Below are 15365 nucleotides of genomic sequence, written 5' to 3'. Positions count from 1 at the left end.
CATTCATGAAAGAAAACCTTATTTCAAGATTGAGATACCTGGAAAAGAAAGAGGATATGACCATTTTGATGGCTGCTGTTACTGGCAGCCATTCTTTTGGTTTAGCATCCGGCCAATCTGATTATGATGTTCGATATATATATGTTCATAATGATAAGCGATCATACCTCAGCTTAAGTCAGCCAGTTGAAGTCATTCAAATGAAAGAAGGCCAATTTGACATGGAAGGCTGGGATCTATTTAAATCATCACGTCTTACCTTAAAGAGTAATCCTGCTTTATTTGAATTATTTCAGTCGCAAATCAAGTTGATTATGCATCCGGATTATTATAGGAAGATGAATGGTTTGATAGCGGATTGCTATTCCAAAAAGGCACTGGGGCACCATTATTATCGGATGATGAGCGACAATCTTCAACAATTGACAAAAACAAGGGAATCCAAAAGAAAAGAACTAAAAATATGGGTACAAGTATGCCGTTCATATTTAATCTTGGAATATATCATCCAACGGGGTTCACTGCCACCTTTATCGGTATGGGAATTACTTGATTTGGTTTCAATTGATCAAGACCTGAAAACCCGGATGACCCGGATATTCAAGACAAAACAAATGGAAGAATGTATAAGCAACAATGAAAGTGAAAAGAATCTTTTGCTATTGGAAGGGAAATCACTTTCCTTAAAGAATGAGATAACTGAGCTACATCAAGGGAAGAGCATGGAAACGGAGCTTAATGAATTAATTTGGGCCATTTTGAAGTAGGGGGTTATACAGATGAGTTTAATAATCGAAAAAGAAGAGCTGTTGCCGTTGTTGAATTCCAATGATATCAGAATTTGTGACTGCCGCTTTCAGCTAGGCACTCCTGATGCAGGGTATAAGGCATACAAAAAAGACCATATTTTAGGCGCTGTTTATTTCGATCTAGAAAAGGACTTATCGGGTCAGGTTAAAGAACATGGAGGAAGACATCCTCTTCCTGACCTGGAAACCATTAAAGGTAAACTGGAATCACATGGAGTCACCAATGATACGGTACTCATTGCTTATGATGGCGGAGAAGGTTCTTTTGCTTCCAGGTTTGCGTGGCTGCTGAGCTACCTTGGACATAGGAAAGTTTTTGTTCTTAACGGGGGATATCGCGCCTGGAGGGATGCGGGCTATCCCATTGACTCGAATCAAACGAATTATGTGCCAGCTGAATATCATATTGATTTAAATGAGTCCGTTTTTGCTTCTTTCCAAACAGTAAAGAATTACACAATGAATAGGCCAGACGATGTCATTTTAATCGATTCAAGGGAATCTAAACGCTACGAGGGAATTGAGGAGCCGATTGATAAAAAAGCCGGCCATATACCTGGTGCCGTAAATAAGGTGTGGACGAACGTTCTGGAAAATGGCTATTTTAAAAAGAAGGAAGATCTTCAGTCGAATTTCACAGGCATCGGTAATGATAATGAAATCATTGTTTACTGCGGTTCAGGTGTAACCGCATCACCAAATTATATCGCCCTGAAAGAAGCGGGTTTTAAAGATGTGAAGATTTATATTGGCAGTTTCAGTGACTGGATCTCCTATGACGATAATCCAATTGAATAATATTTTTTCCAATTAAACGATCCTTAAAAAAGGGGACGGTTATGTTAAAATGGAAGTACATCATGATAGAGGTGATAATGTGTTAATGAAAGAAAACGAGCAGCACCCTTCCTTTATGCTTGTCGATGGGATGGCGCTTTTATTTAGAGCTTTTTATGCAACGGCTGTTACTGGTCAATTCATGATTAACTCGAAAGGCATACCAACCAATGCCGTTCAAGGTTTTTTGAAGCATATGCTGACGGCGGTGAATCACTTTTCACCCAGTCATGTAGCGGTTTGTTGGGATATGGGCAGCAAGACCTTCAGAAATGAATTATTTGATGGATACAAGGCTAATCGATCAGAAGCTCCAGTCGAAATGATTCCTCAATTCGACCTGGCGAAAAAAGCGGTTGAAGCATTTGATATCCCTAACATAGGGCTCTCTGGATATGAGGCGGATGACTGTATCGGGACAATTGCCAAAGCATCTGCCCAAAATAGCCGGGTGGGTATATTGACTGGCGATCAAGATATGCTGCAGTTAATAGATGAAAACATTTCCGTACTTTTGTTAAAAAAAGGGTATGGTAACTATGAGGTGCATAATCCCGATAGCTTTTTTGAATGGAAAGGGATTACACCAAGACAAATGATCGATTTAAAAGCTTTAATGGGTGATACAGCTGATAACTATCCCGGAGTTAAAGGAATAGGGGAAAAGACAGCGTTGAAATTATTGATCCAGTATCAAAATATCGAAGGGATTCTTGAAAATGTTGCTTCATTGACGAATGGGCAACGGGCTAAAATTGAATCCGCCGTCGATATGCTTCATTTATCCAGAAAGCTAGCAGAAATAAAATGTGATGTACCAATTTCATGTTCTTTGGACGATGCGGTCTATCAGTATGATCGCGAGAAGGTAAAAAATCTGGCTAATGATCATGAATTCAGGGCTTTACTGCGAATGATTTAATCAAACAAGCGGAGCTTCCCAATGGGGGCTCCGTTATTTTGAATGGTGATTTTTTTGTCGAAAAATGGATAGTCAAAATCTTTGATATACGGTAAGATGAAAATAAGGTATGAAGTATGGAGTGGATGCAGAATTGGCGAAGTCAACTGAAGAGTATGTTAGTTTTTTAGAGGGTAAGGGATTCACTTTTGGTAATGACGCTATTGGTTTTATTTATTTTGGTAAGCGCTACACGGATGCAAGTGATATTTTAGTCAATGCAGCAATAGAATTGACATTGAAGGTACAAAAGAATTTTGATGGCAGTTTTTATATTTCCTTTTTGGAAAACTTAAAACAAAATGGCATTGAAACGCGTAGTGCAGCGGTATCGTTTGCAAAAGAACAGGGGCTGCTTAAATAAATCGGACTTCGTAACTGGAAGTCCGATTTATTTAATTGGGCTTTTCAAGAAAACTCCTGTGTCACCGATTTCTTTTTCTTAACAGGCAGTTCAGCGAAAATCATTCCCAAGAAAATGAATGCGCAGCCGATTATGGAGGCGGTAGTCAATTTTTCCCCTATCAATATGTATGAGGATAACGCAGCAAAAACCGGTTCCATAGAAAAGATCAGCGCCACTCTTGTAGGTGTCGTATAAGCTTGGAAGAAGGTTTGTGCGAAAAAGGCGAACGCCGTGGCAAGGGCTGCAGTAACCAATAAAGCAGTCCATACATCCTTCTGTAACATGACCTCTGAGCTGAAGATGACGGAATGATTCTCGTTGAAAATGAAGGCTGAAACAAATGATAATAAAGATACGGTCGAAACCTGAATCAGCGTCAACGGTAAAGCGGGTAGGGTCTTGGCATATCTAGCGGTAGTAATGATCTGCATGGCAAAACTGATTGCGCATAAAAATACCAGTAAATCACCGATATTCAAATTGGAGCGGTCAGCGAAAGTCATTAGATAAAGCCCAATGGTTGCCGCTGCGACACCGATCAATGTATTGCGGGAAAGCCGATGTTTTAAAAGCAGCAAGGAAAAAACCGGTACCATGACGACACTTAATCCTGTTATGAAGCCTGTCTTTGCAGGAGTCGTATAATTCAATCCGATCGTTTGAAGCCCATATCCCAGAAAAAGCCAAACCCCAATATGAAACCCGGCTATAATGATGCCCTTATTCCAAGTTTTCCCTTTTTTGTGTAAAGTCGATATATATGGAATGAGCAAGAAAACGAAGGCCATGAAGAAACGGACGGCATTAAACGTGAATGGGTCAAGAAATGACAGGGCGTTTTGAACCATGACAAAAGTCACGCCCCAGATGAATACAACGAATAATAACGAAAAATCAGCTGTCTTGTTCATGAATTTCCTCAGCCTTATTCATGCGAATGGCCCGTCTCGCCAATTCATCCGCGGACTTGTTTTCAAGGTTTGGAATCCATTTCATGAAAAATAATTCAAGCTCGTCGGAAAGCTTTAGCGCCCGTTCCAGCAATATCGCATACTTATTTTTTGCAAATCTTTTTTCAATGGCCTGGTTGATGGCTTGGGAGTCAGTACGGAAAGAAACGACTTGATACTTATTGGCTACACAAATTTCCAATGCTTTGATTAAAGCATGGTATTCCGCTTCATGGTTTTCCATATTTCCAAGCGGAAATGAATGCCTCTCGACCACACCGTTATTATTTATGAAAACACCTGCGCCGCTCGGCCCGGGATTGCCCGCACTGGCACCATCAATATACACTTCGATCAATATATGCTCCTCCTCGAGTTTAACTGTCAATATGCCTTTATAAAAAATGTTTCATATAAAATAAGATTGAAACATGAGAATTTCAGGCTGATATGGGAACTATAATTAAAAAGAGTGATTCAAATGCTTACAATATATTATAAAGGGTATGACGAAAAAAAGGTATGAAAATTGTAAGCTGTTCTGCATGAATGGTGAATGGATAAGGAGCTGGAAATCTTTGAAGGTAATTATGCAATGGACATATCATGCTTCAAAAAAACCATCTGCCGTTTTCGTTTCAGATTGGCTTGATGCCGGGACTGCACTGGTCATTACGGAGGATCTTGAAAAGGCAGGAAGGCTGAAAGAAGTGGAATTCAAGGATGAATTCGATACAACATGGACGAAGAAAGAGCTAAAGAAACTCCTGACGGAAGTTGAGGAAGAGCCGCAGGATGTGACGGTTTTTTTTGATGGCGGTTTTCAAAAAGATGAAAGGGTGGCAGGACTCGGTGTAGCTATTTACTTTCGACAAGGTAAGAAGTTCTGGCGGTTACGCACCAACGTTAAATTGGACCAATTCGAATCCAATAATGAAGCGGAATATGCGGCCTTTCATGAAGCGGTCAGTCAGATGGAAGAACTTGGGGTGCATCATCAAAGCTGTGTCTTTAAAGGGGATTCTCTAGTTGTCTTAAATCAACTTTCCGGTGAATGGCCCTGTATGGAAGAAAACTTAAATAAATGGCTGGACCGCATTGAAGCGAAACTGGATAAATTAAAGATCATTCCGGTCTGCAAACCAATTTCTCGGAAGGAAAACCAGGAAGCTGATCGCCTGGCAACACTTGCACTGCAGGGAAAAGCCATTTTCAGCAAAATAGAGATTGTTGAATCAAAGGAGCCATAACAACAATGAACAGGAAAAAAATATATGAAGAAGTGGAAGATGTTCTTGCTTCATTTTGCCAGGATTGTTTTTTACGAAAGCATTTTCGAAAAGAGAAGGGGCGTACGTATGCCCATCAGTTTTGTATTTCAGAATGTACGGTTGGTGAAAAATTAAAACGCCTAGGCAATGAACTTAGTGACCGAACTTAAGTGCCAAAAAATTGTTTTCATTAAGACACAATGTCAGATATGGTATTATAGGTAAAAAATAGAGAAAAGTGTGAGAGCGATGAAAAATAGAAGAGGGAAGCTGATTAATAAAGCGAATCCGCCTCTTACCATACCTGAAATTGATTTCAAAATGGAAGAATTGAAAAAAGGTGAATCTACTCTAACTGAAGATCATGTACAACCTAAAGTAAAGATTCATGAAAGAATCAATAAAGCTTCTATTCAAATCAAAAACATCTTTCAAGATATACGTAATGAAGGGAAAATACAGCTTGAAAATGTTGAAGTGATTAAAGCGGAGGTAGCACCTGTCATTGCACAAGCTGCAAAGAATCCTGATGTTTATTACCTTTTCGAAGAGCTGCAAGCAAATAACGAGTACACGTATAAGCATAATATCGGTGTCGGAATCATTGCCACTTATCTAGGGATGAAGCTTGGATTATCGAAAGAAAACCTTTCAGCACTGACACTGGCAGCCACACTGCATGACGTGGGTAAAACAAGGATTCCGGATAGTATATTGGAAAAGCCGGGTAAACTGACTGCGGCAGAATATGAAGAAATGAAACGCCATGCCATTTATGGTTATGAATTACTAAAATCTATCCCAGGAATCCCACCATCGATTGCATTAACAGCCCTTCAGCACCATGAACGGGAAGATGGGAAAGGCTATCCACATGGTCTGATGGGGAATGATATCCATCATCATTCGAAAATCGTCGCAATAGCCGATGTATTCCATGCGATGTCTTCAAATCGTGTATATCATCAGGCCATGCCGTTTTATAAGGTGATTGAGCAAATGAACAGCGATAAGTTCGGTAAATTCAATCCAGAGATACTGCTGGAGTTTGTAAACCGATTAATGTCCACTTTAGTCGGAAAAGAAGTCACGCTTACCAATGGACGAAACGGGACGATCATCATGATCAATCCATACGATCCCCTTAAAGTCCTATTGAATACGGGTTCAGGGATCATGGATTTGCGAATGGAAAAGGAATGGCAGATTGAACGAATCATCGGTTAATGAAAAAGAGCCCGATTATAAAAAATCGGGCTTTTCGTCATGCTGCTTAACTGAATCGAAATAAGTTTTGAGCATCACTTTATTTTCGCTGAAGTCTGCAATCGTATATTGATCAAGGACCTTTAAAAAAGCATCCAAGGCATTATTAAGGACAAATTTCAATGAACAAACGGGAGAAATTACACAGTTATCGTGATCTTTAAAACATTCCACTAAATAAAAATCTTCTTCAGTTCTCCGTACCAGTTCCCCTACATTTATTTCGGCGGGTGATTTTGCAAGCCGGAAACCGCCATTTCTTCCACGTATGGTCTCAATATAGCCTAATTTACCTAGATTATGAACAATCTTCATCAAGTGATTTTTAGACAGTTGATAAACTTCAGATATCTCTTTAATATTTGACAATTTGCTTTGGTCGTGGGAAGCCAGGTAAATCAACACTCTTAGTGAGTAATCGGAATAACTCGTCAACCTCATGTTTATCGCCTCACATTCTATCCCCATTAGACTATATCATAAATGTGAACATTTTATAAACATGAAAACTTATTATTTAAAAAGATGTATAAAAAATATTGCTTTTAATGCATTTAAGTTCTAATATAAACATGTATTTAAAATACTTGTTTATGAAGAGGGGTTTACCTATGCTATCCCAGAAAACTATCGATGTTATCAAATCAACCGTACCCGTATTAGAAGTCCATGGTGCAACTATCACAACTGTATTCTATAAAAATCTTTTCGAAGCACATCCTGAATTGTTAAATGTCTTTAATCATGCCAATCAAAAAAAGGGGCGTCAGCAAACTGCACTTGCCAACACGGTTTTGGCAGCGGCTAAACATATAGATCAACTTGAAACAATCTTACCTGCCGTGAAGCAAATAGCACAAAAACACAGAAGTCTTGCTGTTAAAGCTGAACATTATCCTATTGTTGGAGAATATCTATTAGGAGCAATCAAGGAAGTGTTACAAGATTCGGCTACAGAAGAGATCCTCCAAGCTTGGGGAGAGGCCTATGGAGTCATTGCCGATGTTTTCATTAGCATTGAAAAGGAAATGTACGATCAAGCTTCCAATCAGGTCGGCGGATGGTCTGATTTCAAACGATTCACTGTGGTGGAAAAAGTACGGGAAAGTGACGTAATCACTTCCTTTTATTTAAAGCCATCAAATGGTGACAAGGTTCCAGCATTTCTTCCTGGACAATATATTACCGTTCGTATCGAGATACCGGGTGAACGCTATTTATTCAACCGTCAGTATAGTTTGTCTGATGTTCCGGGAAAAGATTACTTCCGGATTTCCGTTAAAAAAGAAAAGCCTGGAACCTCTCCTGATGGAAGGGTCTCTAACTACTTGCATGAATCCATTCAGATGGGTGACAGTATAGACGTAACGGCTCCTGCAGGTGATTTCACCATTGATTTGGGAAAACGAACTCCGGCAGTATTCTTGAGCGGAGGCGTTGGCATAACGCCTTTCATGAGTATGGTTCATGCAGTAGCTGAACAAACACCTGAGCGTGATGTCCAATTCATTCACGCATCCGATAAAGGCACTTTACAGCCGTTCAGAACGGAACTGACAGAACTAACGCACAAGCTTGCCAGTTATCATTTATCCTTTGTCTTTAAAAATCCGAGTGAGGATGATAAGAACCTGCCGAATTTTGCAAAGCAAGGGTATGTTGATAAGGAATTATTGAGCAGTATTGTTAAACCTGAGGCTGATTATTATGTGTGCGGCCCTGTGCCTTTCATGAAGGCCATCATCACTTACCTGAAAGAGCTTGGGGTAGATACGGATAAAATCCACTATGAATTCTTCGGCCCAGCCATGGCGCTATAAGGTTCATTCATCGAAGGAATGTTATTGACATCAAGAAGATAATTTTGCATACTATATTAAAACAATGAACGTTGAGAGAAGATTAGTATGCGAGAATCACTGTGACAGAGAGCGGCGTCAATTGCTGGAAGGCCCGCGACAGGAATGCGCAGAACCTGCTTCTTGAGTCCTATGCAAAACATAGGCGCAAATCCTGGCGTTATCAGGCAAAGTGGAATGCATGAATTTGCATTCAATGAAGGTGGTACCACGGAGAGCAGCCCTTTTCGTCCTTATTTCGAGGATGAAAAGGGCTTTTTTTCATGTCTTAGATATTTATTGGAGGAAGTAATCGATGGAAAAGAAACGCATCGTTGTAAAGATAGGAAGTAGTTCTTTGACCAACACACAAGGTGAAATCGACCAGAATAAATTTTCCGATCATATCCAGGCAGTGGCAGCTTTAAGGAAAGCCGGACATGAAGTTGTCCTTGTTTCATCAGGTGCTGTAGCGACAGGTTTTCGCAAGCTTGGCTACCCGACGAGACCTGTCACTCTCAAAGGAAAACAAGCTGCTGCAGCTGTAGGTCAAAGCCTATTGATTCAATCGTATATGGAACAATTGGGGCATTTTGGAATCGTTCCGGCGCAGATTTTATTAACAAGGAAAGATTTCTCGAAAAAAGATAGATATAAAAATGCATATGCCACATTGATGGAATTGCTTGAACGCGGCATCCTTCCGATCATAAATGAAAATGATACAGTATCGGTCGAGGAGTTGACTTTTGGTGATAATGATATGCTATCCGCCTTAGTAAGCGGCCTGGTCCACGCGTCCAACTTGATCATATTAACGGACATTAATGGGCTTTATGATTCCAATCCACAGACAAATCCAGGGGCTAAACGATTTGATAAGCTATCCGAAATAACGGATGATTTATTGCAAATGGCAGAAGGTGCAGGTTCCAATGTCGGAACCGGTGGGATGAAATCGAAGCTGATTGCAGCGCAAACTGCATTGTCTCTAGGGGTGAAAGTATTCATCGGTTCTGGTTTGGGGAGTGATAAACTTCTAACAATCCTTGAAGGCAATGGTGATGGCACGTATATTGGGAATGATCTCTTGACGACGGTAACGAAAAACAAACAATGGATATCACTTCATTCAAAAGTATCAGGGAAAATTTTCGTTGATGAAGGTGCCGAAAGGGCCTTAGTTTCAAATGGCAGCAGTCTGCTGCCAGCTGGAATTTATGAAATTAAAGGAGTCTTCAATAAGGGTGATGTTGTCGAAGTCTTTGGTGCAAATGGGTTATTAGGGCGGGGTGAGGTCCTTTATTCCGACGAAGAATTAAAACAGGCGATGGGAAAGAGGACATCCGAGCTTATAATCACTTCCATAGAAGTTATCCATCGCGATAAATGGGTGAAAGCATAAAAAATCAATTTCAACAAAAAAGGGGGAATTTAGAAATGAGTGAAGTGACGGCGAAAGGAAAGGCAGCCCAAAAAGCCAGTTATCAGCTAATCGGTTTGAGTACGGAAAAGAAGAATGAGGCACTTGGAAAAATTGCTAAACAACTTATTATCGATAAAGATTTTTTGATAAAGGAAAACCAAAAGGATCTGGAAGATGGCAGGAAAAAAGGTCTCAGCGAGTCTATATTAGATCGAATTATGTTGAATGTTAACCGTATTGATGACATGGCAGCGGCCATTATGCTTTTAATCGATTTAAATGATCCGATTGGGGAACGATTGGAGACGATCGAAAAAGAGAATGGTTTATTGATTAAAAAGCAACGGGTGCCGATCGGGGTAATCGGAATGATTTATGAAGCAAGGCCTAACGTGACCATCGATGCAGCTACATTATCCTTGAAAACGGGGAATGCTGTCATCTTAAGAGGCAGCTCGTCAGCCAAATACTCCAATATGGCACTAGTCTCTTCCATTCATAAAGCATTGGAGAATACGGAAATCCCTGTAGAAGCTGTTCAGTTGATCGAGGATACAAGTCGTGAAACCGCTAAGGAACTTTTTCATCTTAATGAGTATTTAGATGTTTTGATTCCCCGCGGCGGAAAGAATTTAATTGAAACGGTCATTAAGGAGTCCACTGTTCCTGTCCTTGAAACAGGTGCAGGCAATTGCCATATCTTCATCGATCAGACCGCAGATATCACGATGGTCGAGAAAATTGTCTTAAACGGTAAAACTCAGCGCCCATCCGTATGCAATGCTATTGAGGGGCTTCTAATCCATGAAGAATGGTATAAAGAAAATGGAGTGCGTATTCTGGAACTCCTGGACGAAAAGGGTATTGAATTATATGGAGATGAAGCGGTTTGCAGCTCCTTTCCGAGAGCGAAAACGGCTACGGAGGAAGATTGGTCAACTGAGTACCTGGCTTTAAAACTCAGCGTGAAAACTGTAAAAGGTGTATCCGATGCCATTGATCACATAAACCGATACGGTTCCAAGCATTCTGAAGCAATCCTAACGAGGGATGAACAAAATGCTTACGCATTTTTGAATAAAGTAGATGCCGCAGCAGTTTATCACAATGCTTCCACCCGTTTTACCGACGGCTTTGAATTCGGTTATGGCGCAGAAATCGGCATTTCCACACAAAAGCTGCATGCACGTGGACCAATGGGGTTACCGGCCTTAACATCAAGCAAGTACTTCATATACGGCCAGGGGCAAATCCGGGAATGAAATTCATTTCTTTCATGGAAGGTTATTAAACCTCAATTAAGGGTATTGTACAATACATTACTTTTAAAGGAGCAGATACCATGGACAAGAGGTTTATAGCAATATATGATAATGAAAATGAAGCGACTTCAGCAGTCAAAAATTTAAAGGAACAAGGATATACATCCGATCAAATATCAGTAGTGGCAAAAAACATCGATAAATTACCAACTGAAGCCGAGGAAGTCAGCCCGGCAAAAACTGATGGATTAGTAGCTGGGGCAGCAGCCGGCGGAGCTGTCGGGTTGACAGGCCTGCTTATTGGAATGAGTGCATTAGCCGTACCAGGAATTGGTCCGATATTGGCAGCGGGTCCGATTTTCACCACATTTGGCGGAGCCGCAGCCGGGGCAGCATCGGGAGCAGGCGGATTGAGGAAGCCATTATTGAATCTTGGACTGGAGGAAACCGAAGTCGATCAATATATGGAGGATATTAAAGCAGGGAAAATCCTTGTCATAGCCGATCCTTTTTAAGTTCGCAAGTAAAACCACCTTGAATGAACAGACTTATGATGTTTGAGAACTTAACTCCATAAAAACTCAAAATTAAACAGCCCTTATTTATTGAAAAACCCCGTTCAGGATTCTTGAACGGGGTTAATCTTTTTGTAGGCTAATTTTATTGTCACTTACGATAAAATCAAAAGGAATTCCACATTGGTATGAAGAATAAAGGAATATAGTCCTATTAGCGAGAAAGGGAGGGGGATTATGGTGAAAAAGCAGAAGCCGATGCCACTTTAAGAAATTATAGCTATTTTATTCATGATGATTTTCCCCTTGAGAATCATTATACTGATTATAATGTTAAAAAGCGTTTTCCAGTGATGAAAAGCAAGTTTTATTGAGAAGAATTGAATGACCATTCTTATTGTGATATTTAATACCAATCGAAATCCTTGTGATGAAAAAACCCACGATAACAGGGTTTTTTATTTTTAAAAGTGAAAGATGGAATATCTTGATAAAATGGGGAATTAATCTCATGCGTACTTAAGGCATTAACTTTTCATATTCTGGCTTTGAAAAACTTTACGGCATTCTTAGTTAACTCGAACTATCAAGACCTTGTATGACCAGGGCTTTGAGCTTTATCCAATAAAGCAAAATGATTTTAGGTTGGAGGTGGGTGTTTTGATAAAAATAAAACTCGTTGTTCCTCGAAAAGGGTATATTACGGACGCCTTTGAAAGATTTGAGGAATTCAACAAGTTGGAAGCATCGGAAAACAATGATAACGGATCGGTGAAGTTTGTATTAGAGGAGGTAGTTGAGGATGCCGATAAGATTGGAAAGCTGAAGCTTGATGCTGATGTAATCATCTCAAGGGGGTTAATCACGAAACTTTTAAAAGAAAGCAATGAATTCATTCCAATCGTTGATATACCAGTGCAGGGTATCGATCTCATTCGTTCCCTGTATGATTGCAAGGCTCGTTTTGGCAGTAAAAAAGTGGCTGTCATAGGTGCGTTAAATATGATTTATGGTGTTGAAAACCTTTCAGATATCGTTGATTTGCCAATTCAGTCCTATATATTAAATGATATCGAGTCCTCAGTCAGTTTAGTGGATTTAGCAGCCAGAGATGGCTGTGAGGTTGTGTTAAGTGGTTTAAGTACATGTAAATATGCCGAAGAAATAGGGTTGGGAGCCATTCTGGTTGATACTGGAAAGGAATCATTTCGGCAGGCGTTGATTGAGGCGAAACGAGTAGCTCTTGTCAGCAGAAGGGAACAGGAGAAGACCAAGCGTTACCAAACGATTCTTAATTATGCCTATGAAGGGGTTATTGCTATAGATTTAAAGGGACAAATATCCGTATTAAATACGGCGGCTCAGGAGATTTTGTCCATTGCTAAGGGGAGCTTAATTGGAAATTCCATATACGATATAATAAAGCCCGGGAAATTTCGTAATATGCTTTTAAGCGATGATGAATACGAAAAAGATACGGTTGCTTACCAATCCATTCAATTATCGGTAAAAAAAGTCGGGATATTTTTAAAAGGTAAAAAAGTGGGGGATATGGTCGCCTTTCAAGATGTTACCCGCATTCAGGAGATGGAAGGGAAGTTCTTTAGAAAGCTTCATTCACGCGGACATGTGGCGAAGTACACATTTGATGATATATTGTATCGGAGTTCGGAAATCAAGAGGACGATTGAAACGGCTCAACGTTATAGTGAAGTAGATTCAAACATTCTTATAATTGGAGAAACTGGAACGGGCAAGGAAATATTCGCCCAAAGCATACATAATCATAGCAACCGTAAAAATAACCCGTTTGTAGCCATTAATTGCGCAGCCCTTCCCGAAAATCTATTGGAAAGTGAGCTTTTCGGATATGCAGAAGGAGCTTTCACGGGAGCCATGAAAGGCGGAAAGCAAGGATTTTTTGAACTGGCCCATAGAGGTACGATTTTTTTAGATGAAATCGGAGAAATCTCCCCAAAAATGCAAAGCCGGCTGCTACGTGTCCTGCAGGAGCGGGAGATCATGCGCATCGGTGATGATAAAGTAATTCCGGTTGATGTGAGAATTGTGTCGGCAACGAACAAAGACCTCATGCAAATGGTAAAAAGTAATGACTTTCGGGAGGATCTGTATTATCGCTTGAGTGTGCTGGACCTTGTATTGCCTCCGCTTCGGGAACGCAGAGAAGATATTCCGTTATTGGTGAATGCCTTTATTCGGAAAGGTCATTCGGAACAAAAACAAATCAAGATCACGGATAGTGCCATGAAAAAGCTAAGTGAAGGGAATTGGGAGGGGAATATTCGCCAATTGCAAAATTTTTGTGAGCGATTATGTGCTCTTTATAAGAACAAATTAATTGATGTGTACGATATCGAAATGTATTTTCCGAATAGAGTTAAAAAGAAAATACCGCTGTCGCAACAAGACGGAGAGAGCGATATGTCACCCGGAATACATTTATCCGAGCGTGAAAGAATTGTTCAAACGTTAACGAAGGTTAATTTTAATAAAGGAAAAGCCGCCTTTGAGTTAGGCATGAGTCGCACGACATTATGGAGAAAGATGAAAGTCTTGAATATTGAAACAAATTGAAACGGATTGAAACAAATTAATTCATTATGAAACAAATTGTTTACTTTATTTATCTCTTAATTTGAGGACTAATTGGCTTCTTTCTTGAATAAACGGATGTTTTTTATGTTGGCACAATAATTGTATATAAACAATGTAGTAGGAAAGGTTTTTCCTTCAAGGTTAACATGGAAGGTTGGTGGGAATGTGAGTCATTTAGTGTATATTCCTCAAGATATTGAGAAAGAGGGGAAAAGTTATTTAGTAGAAAAAGGCTTTAAGATTAAAGTAGGGTCTGATTTGTCGCAAGAAATTCTTATGGAAGAAATCAAGGGTTGTGATGCAGTACTAACGAGATCAACGGCTGTAATAAATAGAGAAGTTATTACAGCAGCTGAAAACCTCAAAGTAATAGCTAAGTATGGAGTGGGCTTGGACAATATCGATATCGAAGCCGCTACAGAGCGTGGCATATATGTAACAAATACCCCAGAGGCGAATGCGAATTCTGTAGCTGAACATGTAATGGCATTAATTTTATCATTGTCCAAAAACTTAAGCTTGGCTGATAAAGAGCTGCGCAGCGGGAATTTTGCTATCCGTAATCAACTTTTTGGCATGGACTTGGAAGGCAAGACTTTGGGGATTATCGGACTAGGGAGAATCGGTAGAATACTGGCAAAAAAGGCTTCCGAAGGCTTCGATATGAAAGTAATTGGCTACGACCCTTATGTTACAGCCAGTCCGAATTCTGAGCTGGAGATAGCAACAGATTTAGAACGGGTATTCAGAAACTCTGATGTTATTAGTCTACATCTGCCGTTAACGAAAACAACAAAAGGAATAATAGGAAGCCGTGAGTTTTCCTGGATGAAACCTTCCTCCTTTTTTGTAAACGCTTCCAGGGGCGGAGTGGTGAAGGAAATTGATTTAGTAAACGCTTTGCAAGCAGGCGAGATTGCCGGAGCTGGAATAGACGTATTTGAAGTTGAACCTCCTGATAAATGGAATCCCCTTTTTAAATTGGATAATGTGATTGTCAGTCCTCATAATGCGGCATTGACGAAGGAAGGTTCCGTACGCATGGCTGTACATGCAGCAATGCAGGTGGAACAAGTTCTTACTGGCGTAAAACCGAACTGGGCTGTAAATGAGCCCTTAACTAAAGGGGTGTCAATGTAATAATACAGTGATAATTATCTGTTTTTTCTGATAAATAGGGTTTGGAAGATTCGAGTTTAGCATTTGTT

At 40.1% G+C, this 15365-nt stretch carries 16 protein-coding genes and 1 other annotated feature; of the genes, 13 read left to right on the top strand and 3 right to left on the bottom strand.

Going from position 1 to position 15365, the window contains the following annotated elements; all coding sequences use genetic code 11:
* The first annotated feature begins 5 nt into the window (after positions 1 to 5).
* The 4 genes from ACYP5M_RS07025 to ACYP5M_RS07010 all read left to right on the top strand — a co-directional run bounded on the left by ACYP5M_RS07025 (position 6) and on the right by ACYP5M_RS07010 (position 2971).
* A complete protein-coding gene (locus ACYP5M_RS07025) occupies positions 6 to 767 on the top strand; it encodes a DNA polymerase beta superfamily protein (RefSeq protein ID WP_459734824.1) in 762 nt (253 codons plus the stop codon).
* Positions 768 to 779: 12 nt separating this feature from the next.
* Positions 780 to 1607 carry a sulfurtransferase gene (locus ACYP5M_RS07020; protein WP_434167293.1) on the top strand — a complete coding sequence of 276 codons (828 nt, stop codon included), beginning with the start codon at positions 780 to 782 and terminating at the stop codon, positions 1605 to 1607.
* Positions 1608 to 1692: 85 nt separating this feature from the next.
* Complete coding sequence (locus ACYP5M_RS07015; protein ID WP_101223445.1) at positions 1693 to 2568, top strand: 5'-3' exonuclease; 876 nt, start codon at positions 1693 to 1695, stop codon at positions 2566 to 2568.
* A gap of 109 nt (positions 2569 to 2677) precedes the next feature.
* Complete coding sequence (locus ACYP5M_RS07010) at positions 2678 to 2971, top strand: DUF6123 family protein (protein WP_063233274.1); 294 nt, start codon at positions 2678 to 2680, stop codon at positions 2969 to 2971.
* A gap of 44 nt (positions 2972 to 3015) precedes the next feature.
* On the opposite strand, the gene ACYP5M_RS07005 is transcribed toward ACYP5M_RS07010, so the two are convergent.
* Both ACYP5M_RS07005 and ACYP5M_RS07000 read right to left on the bottom strand, forming a co-directional pair.
* Positions 3016 to 3924, bottom strand: coding sequence for a DMT family transporter (locus tag ACYP5M_RS07005; protein WP_459734823.1), 909 nt, complete (start codon positions 3922 to 3924; stop codon positions 3016 to 3018).
* Positions 3908 to 4321: a reverse transcriptase-like protein gene (locus ACYP5M_RS07000; protein WP_101222354.1), complete on the bottom strand. Its 414-nt coding sequence runs from the start codon at positions 4319 to 4321 to the stop codon at positions 3908 to 3910. The genes ACYP5M_RS07005 and ACYP5M_RS07000 overlap by 17 nt, the downstream gene beginning before the upstream one ends.
* 220 nt (positions 4322 to 4541) lie before the next feature.
* Here ACYP5M_RS07000 and ACYP5M_RS06995 point away from each other — a divergent pair, with 220 nt between their 5' ends.
* The 3 genes from ACYP5M_RS06995 (at position 4542) to ACYP5M_RS06985 (ending at position 6461) form a co-directional block, all read left to right on the top strand.
* A complete protein-coding gene (locus ACYP5M_RS06995) occupies positions 4542 to 5213 on the top strand; it encodes a ribonuclease H family protein (RefSeq protein WP_434167292.1) in 672 nt (223 codons plus the stop codon).
* A 5-nt stretch (positions 5214 to 5218) separates the two neighbouring features.
* Positions 5219 to 5404 (top strand): zinc-finger domain-containing protein, encoded by a 186-nt coding sequence (locus ACYP5M_RS06990; protein ID WP_101222353.1) that lies wholly within the window; start codon positions 5219 to 5221, stop codon positions 5402 to 5404.
* 79 nt (positions 5405 to 5483) lie between these two features.
* Positions 5484 to 6461 carry an HD-GYP domain-containing protein gene (locus tag ACYP5M_RS06985; protein WP_434167291.1) on the top strand — a complete coding sequence of 326 codons (978 nt, stop codon included), beginning with the start codon at positions 5484 to 5486 and terminating at the stop codon, positions 6459 to 6461.
* Positions 6462 to 6476: 15 nt separating this feature from the next.
* On the opposite strand, the gene ACYP5M_RS06980 is transcribed toward ACYP5M_RS06985, so the two are convergent.
* On the bottom strand, positions 6477 to 6941 hold the full coding sequence (locus ACYP5M_RS06980) for an RrF2 family transcriptional regulator (protein WP_101222351.1): 465 nt from the start codon (positions 6939 to 6941) through the stop codon (positions 6477 to 6479).
* 170 nt (positions 6942 to 7111) lie between these two features.
* On the opposite strand from ACYP5M_RS06980, the gene hmpA reads away from it, so the two are divergent.
* The 6 genes from hmpA (at position 7112) to ACYP5M_RS06950 (ending at position 15297) form a co-directional block, all read left to right on the top strand.
* Entirely contained in the window at positions 7112 to 8320 is a 1209-nt protein-coding gene (gene hmpA, locus ACYP5M_RS06975) for an NO-inducible flavohemoprotein (protein WP_230176918.1), read from the top strand.
* 62 nt (positions 8321 to 8382) lie between these two features.
* Positions 8383 to 8597 (top strand) — a binding site (T-box leader).
* 57 nt (positions 8598 to 8654) lie between these two features.
* The gene (gene proB / locus ACYP5M_RS06970) at positions 8655 to 9743 is read left to right on the top strand and encodes a glutamate 5-kinase (RefSeq protein ID WP_063593971.1); all 1089 of its coding nucleotides are present in this window, start codon (positions 8655 to 8657) and stop codon (positions 9741 to 9743) included.
* Positions 9744 to 9778: 35 nt separating this feature from the next.
* The gene (locus ACYP5M_RS06965) at positions 9779 to 11026 is read left to right on the top strand and encodes a glutamate-5-semialdehyde dehydrogenase (protein ID WP_434167290.1); all 1248 of its coding nucleotides are present in this window, start codon (positions 9779 to 9781) and stop codon (positions 11024 to 11026) included.
* An 80-nt stretch (positions 11027 to 11106) separates the two neighbouring features.
* Positions 11107 to 11541: a general stress protein gene (locus ACYP5M_RS06960; protein WP_434167289.1), complete on the top strand. Its 435-nt coding sequence runs from the start codon at positions 11107 to 11109 to the stop codon at positions 11539 to 11541.
* A gap of 660 nt (positions 11542 to 12201) precedes the next feature.
* A complete protein-coding gene (locus ACYP5M_RS06955; protein WP_434167288.1) occupies positions 12202 to 14136 on the top strand; it encodes a sigma 54-interacting transcriptional regulator in 1935 nt (644 codons plus the stop codon).
* 186 nt (positions 14137 to 14322) lie between these two features.
* Complete coding sequence (locus tag ACYP5M_RS06950; RefSeq protein WP_260358966.1) at positions 14323 to 15297, top strand: hydroxyacid dehydrogenase; 975 nt, start codon at positions 14323 to 14325, stop codon at positions 15295 to 15297.
* The last annotated feature ends 68 nt before the right edge of the window (positions 15298 to 15365 follow it).

The sequence above is a fragment of the Peribacillus sp. N1 genome, assembly GCF_054600815.1.
The sequence above is the reverse complement of the archived record's forward strand: the minus strand, read 5'-3'. Positions and strand labels throughout refer to the sequence as shown.

What these genes read in the sequence shown, in the direction of transcription:
- ACYP5M_RS07025 (WP_459734824.1), top strand. Translation starts at nt 6, where the DNA reads ATGAAAGAAAACCTTATTTCAAGATTGAGATACCTGGAAAAGAAAGAG.
- ACYP5M_RS07020 (WP_434167293.1), top strand. Translation starts at nt 780, where the DNA reads ATGAGTTTAATAATCGAAAAAGAAGAGCTGTTGCCGTTGTTGAATTCC.
- ACYP5M_RS07015 (WP_101223445.1), top strand. Translation starts at nt 1,693, where the DNA reads ATGAAAGAAAACGAGCAGCACCCTTCCTTTATGCTTGTCGATGGGATG.
- ACYP5M_RS07010 (WP_063233274.1), top strand. Translation starts at nt 2,678, where the DNA reads ATGAAGTATGGAGTGGATGCAGAATTGGCGAAGTCAACTGAAGAGTAT.
- ACYP5M_RS07005 (WP_459734823.1), bottom strand. Translation starts at nt 3,924, where the DNA reads ATGAACAAGACAGCTGATTTTTCGTTATTATTCGTTGTATTCATCTGG.
- ACYP5M_RS06990 (WP_101222353.1), top strand. Translation starts at nt 5,219, where the DNA reads ATGAACAGGAAAAAAATATATGAAGAAGTGGAAGATGTTCTTGCTTCA.
- ACYP5M_RS06985 (WP_434167291.1), top strand. Translation starts at nt 5,484, where the DNA reads ATGAAAAATAGAAGAGGGAAGCTGATTAATAAAGCGAATCCGCCTCTT.
- ACYP5M_RS06980 (WP_101222351.1), bottom strand. Translation starts at nt 6,941, where the DNA reads ATGAGGTTGACGAGTTATTCCGATTACTCACTAAGAGTGTTGATTTAC.
- hmpA (WP_230176918.1), top strand. Translation starts at nt 7,112, where the DNA reads ATGCTATCCCAGAAAACTATCGATGTTATCAAATCAACCGTACCCGTA.
- proB (WP_063593971.1), top strand. Translation starts at nt 8,655, where the DNA reads ATGGAAAAGAAACGCATCGTTGTAAAGATAGGAAGTAGTTCTTTGACC.
- ACYP5M_RS06965 (WP_434167290.1), top strand. Translation starts at nt 9,779, where the DNA reads ATGAGTGAAGTGACGGCGAAAGGAAAGGCAGCCCAAAAAGCCAGTTAT.
- ACYP5M_RS06960 (WP_434167289.1), top strand. Translation starts at nt 11,107, where the DNA reads ATGGACAAGAGGTTTATAGCAATATATGATAATGAAAATGAAGCGACT.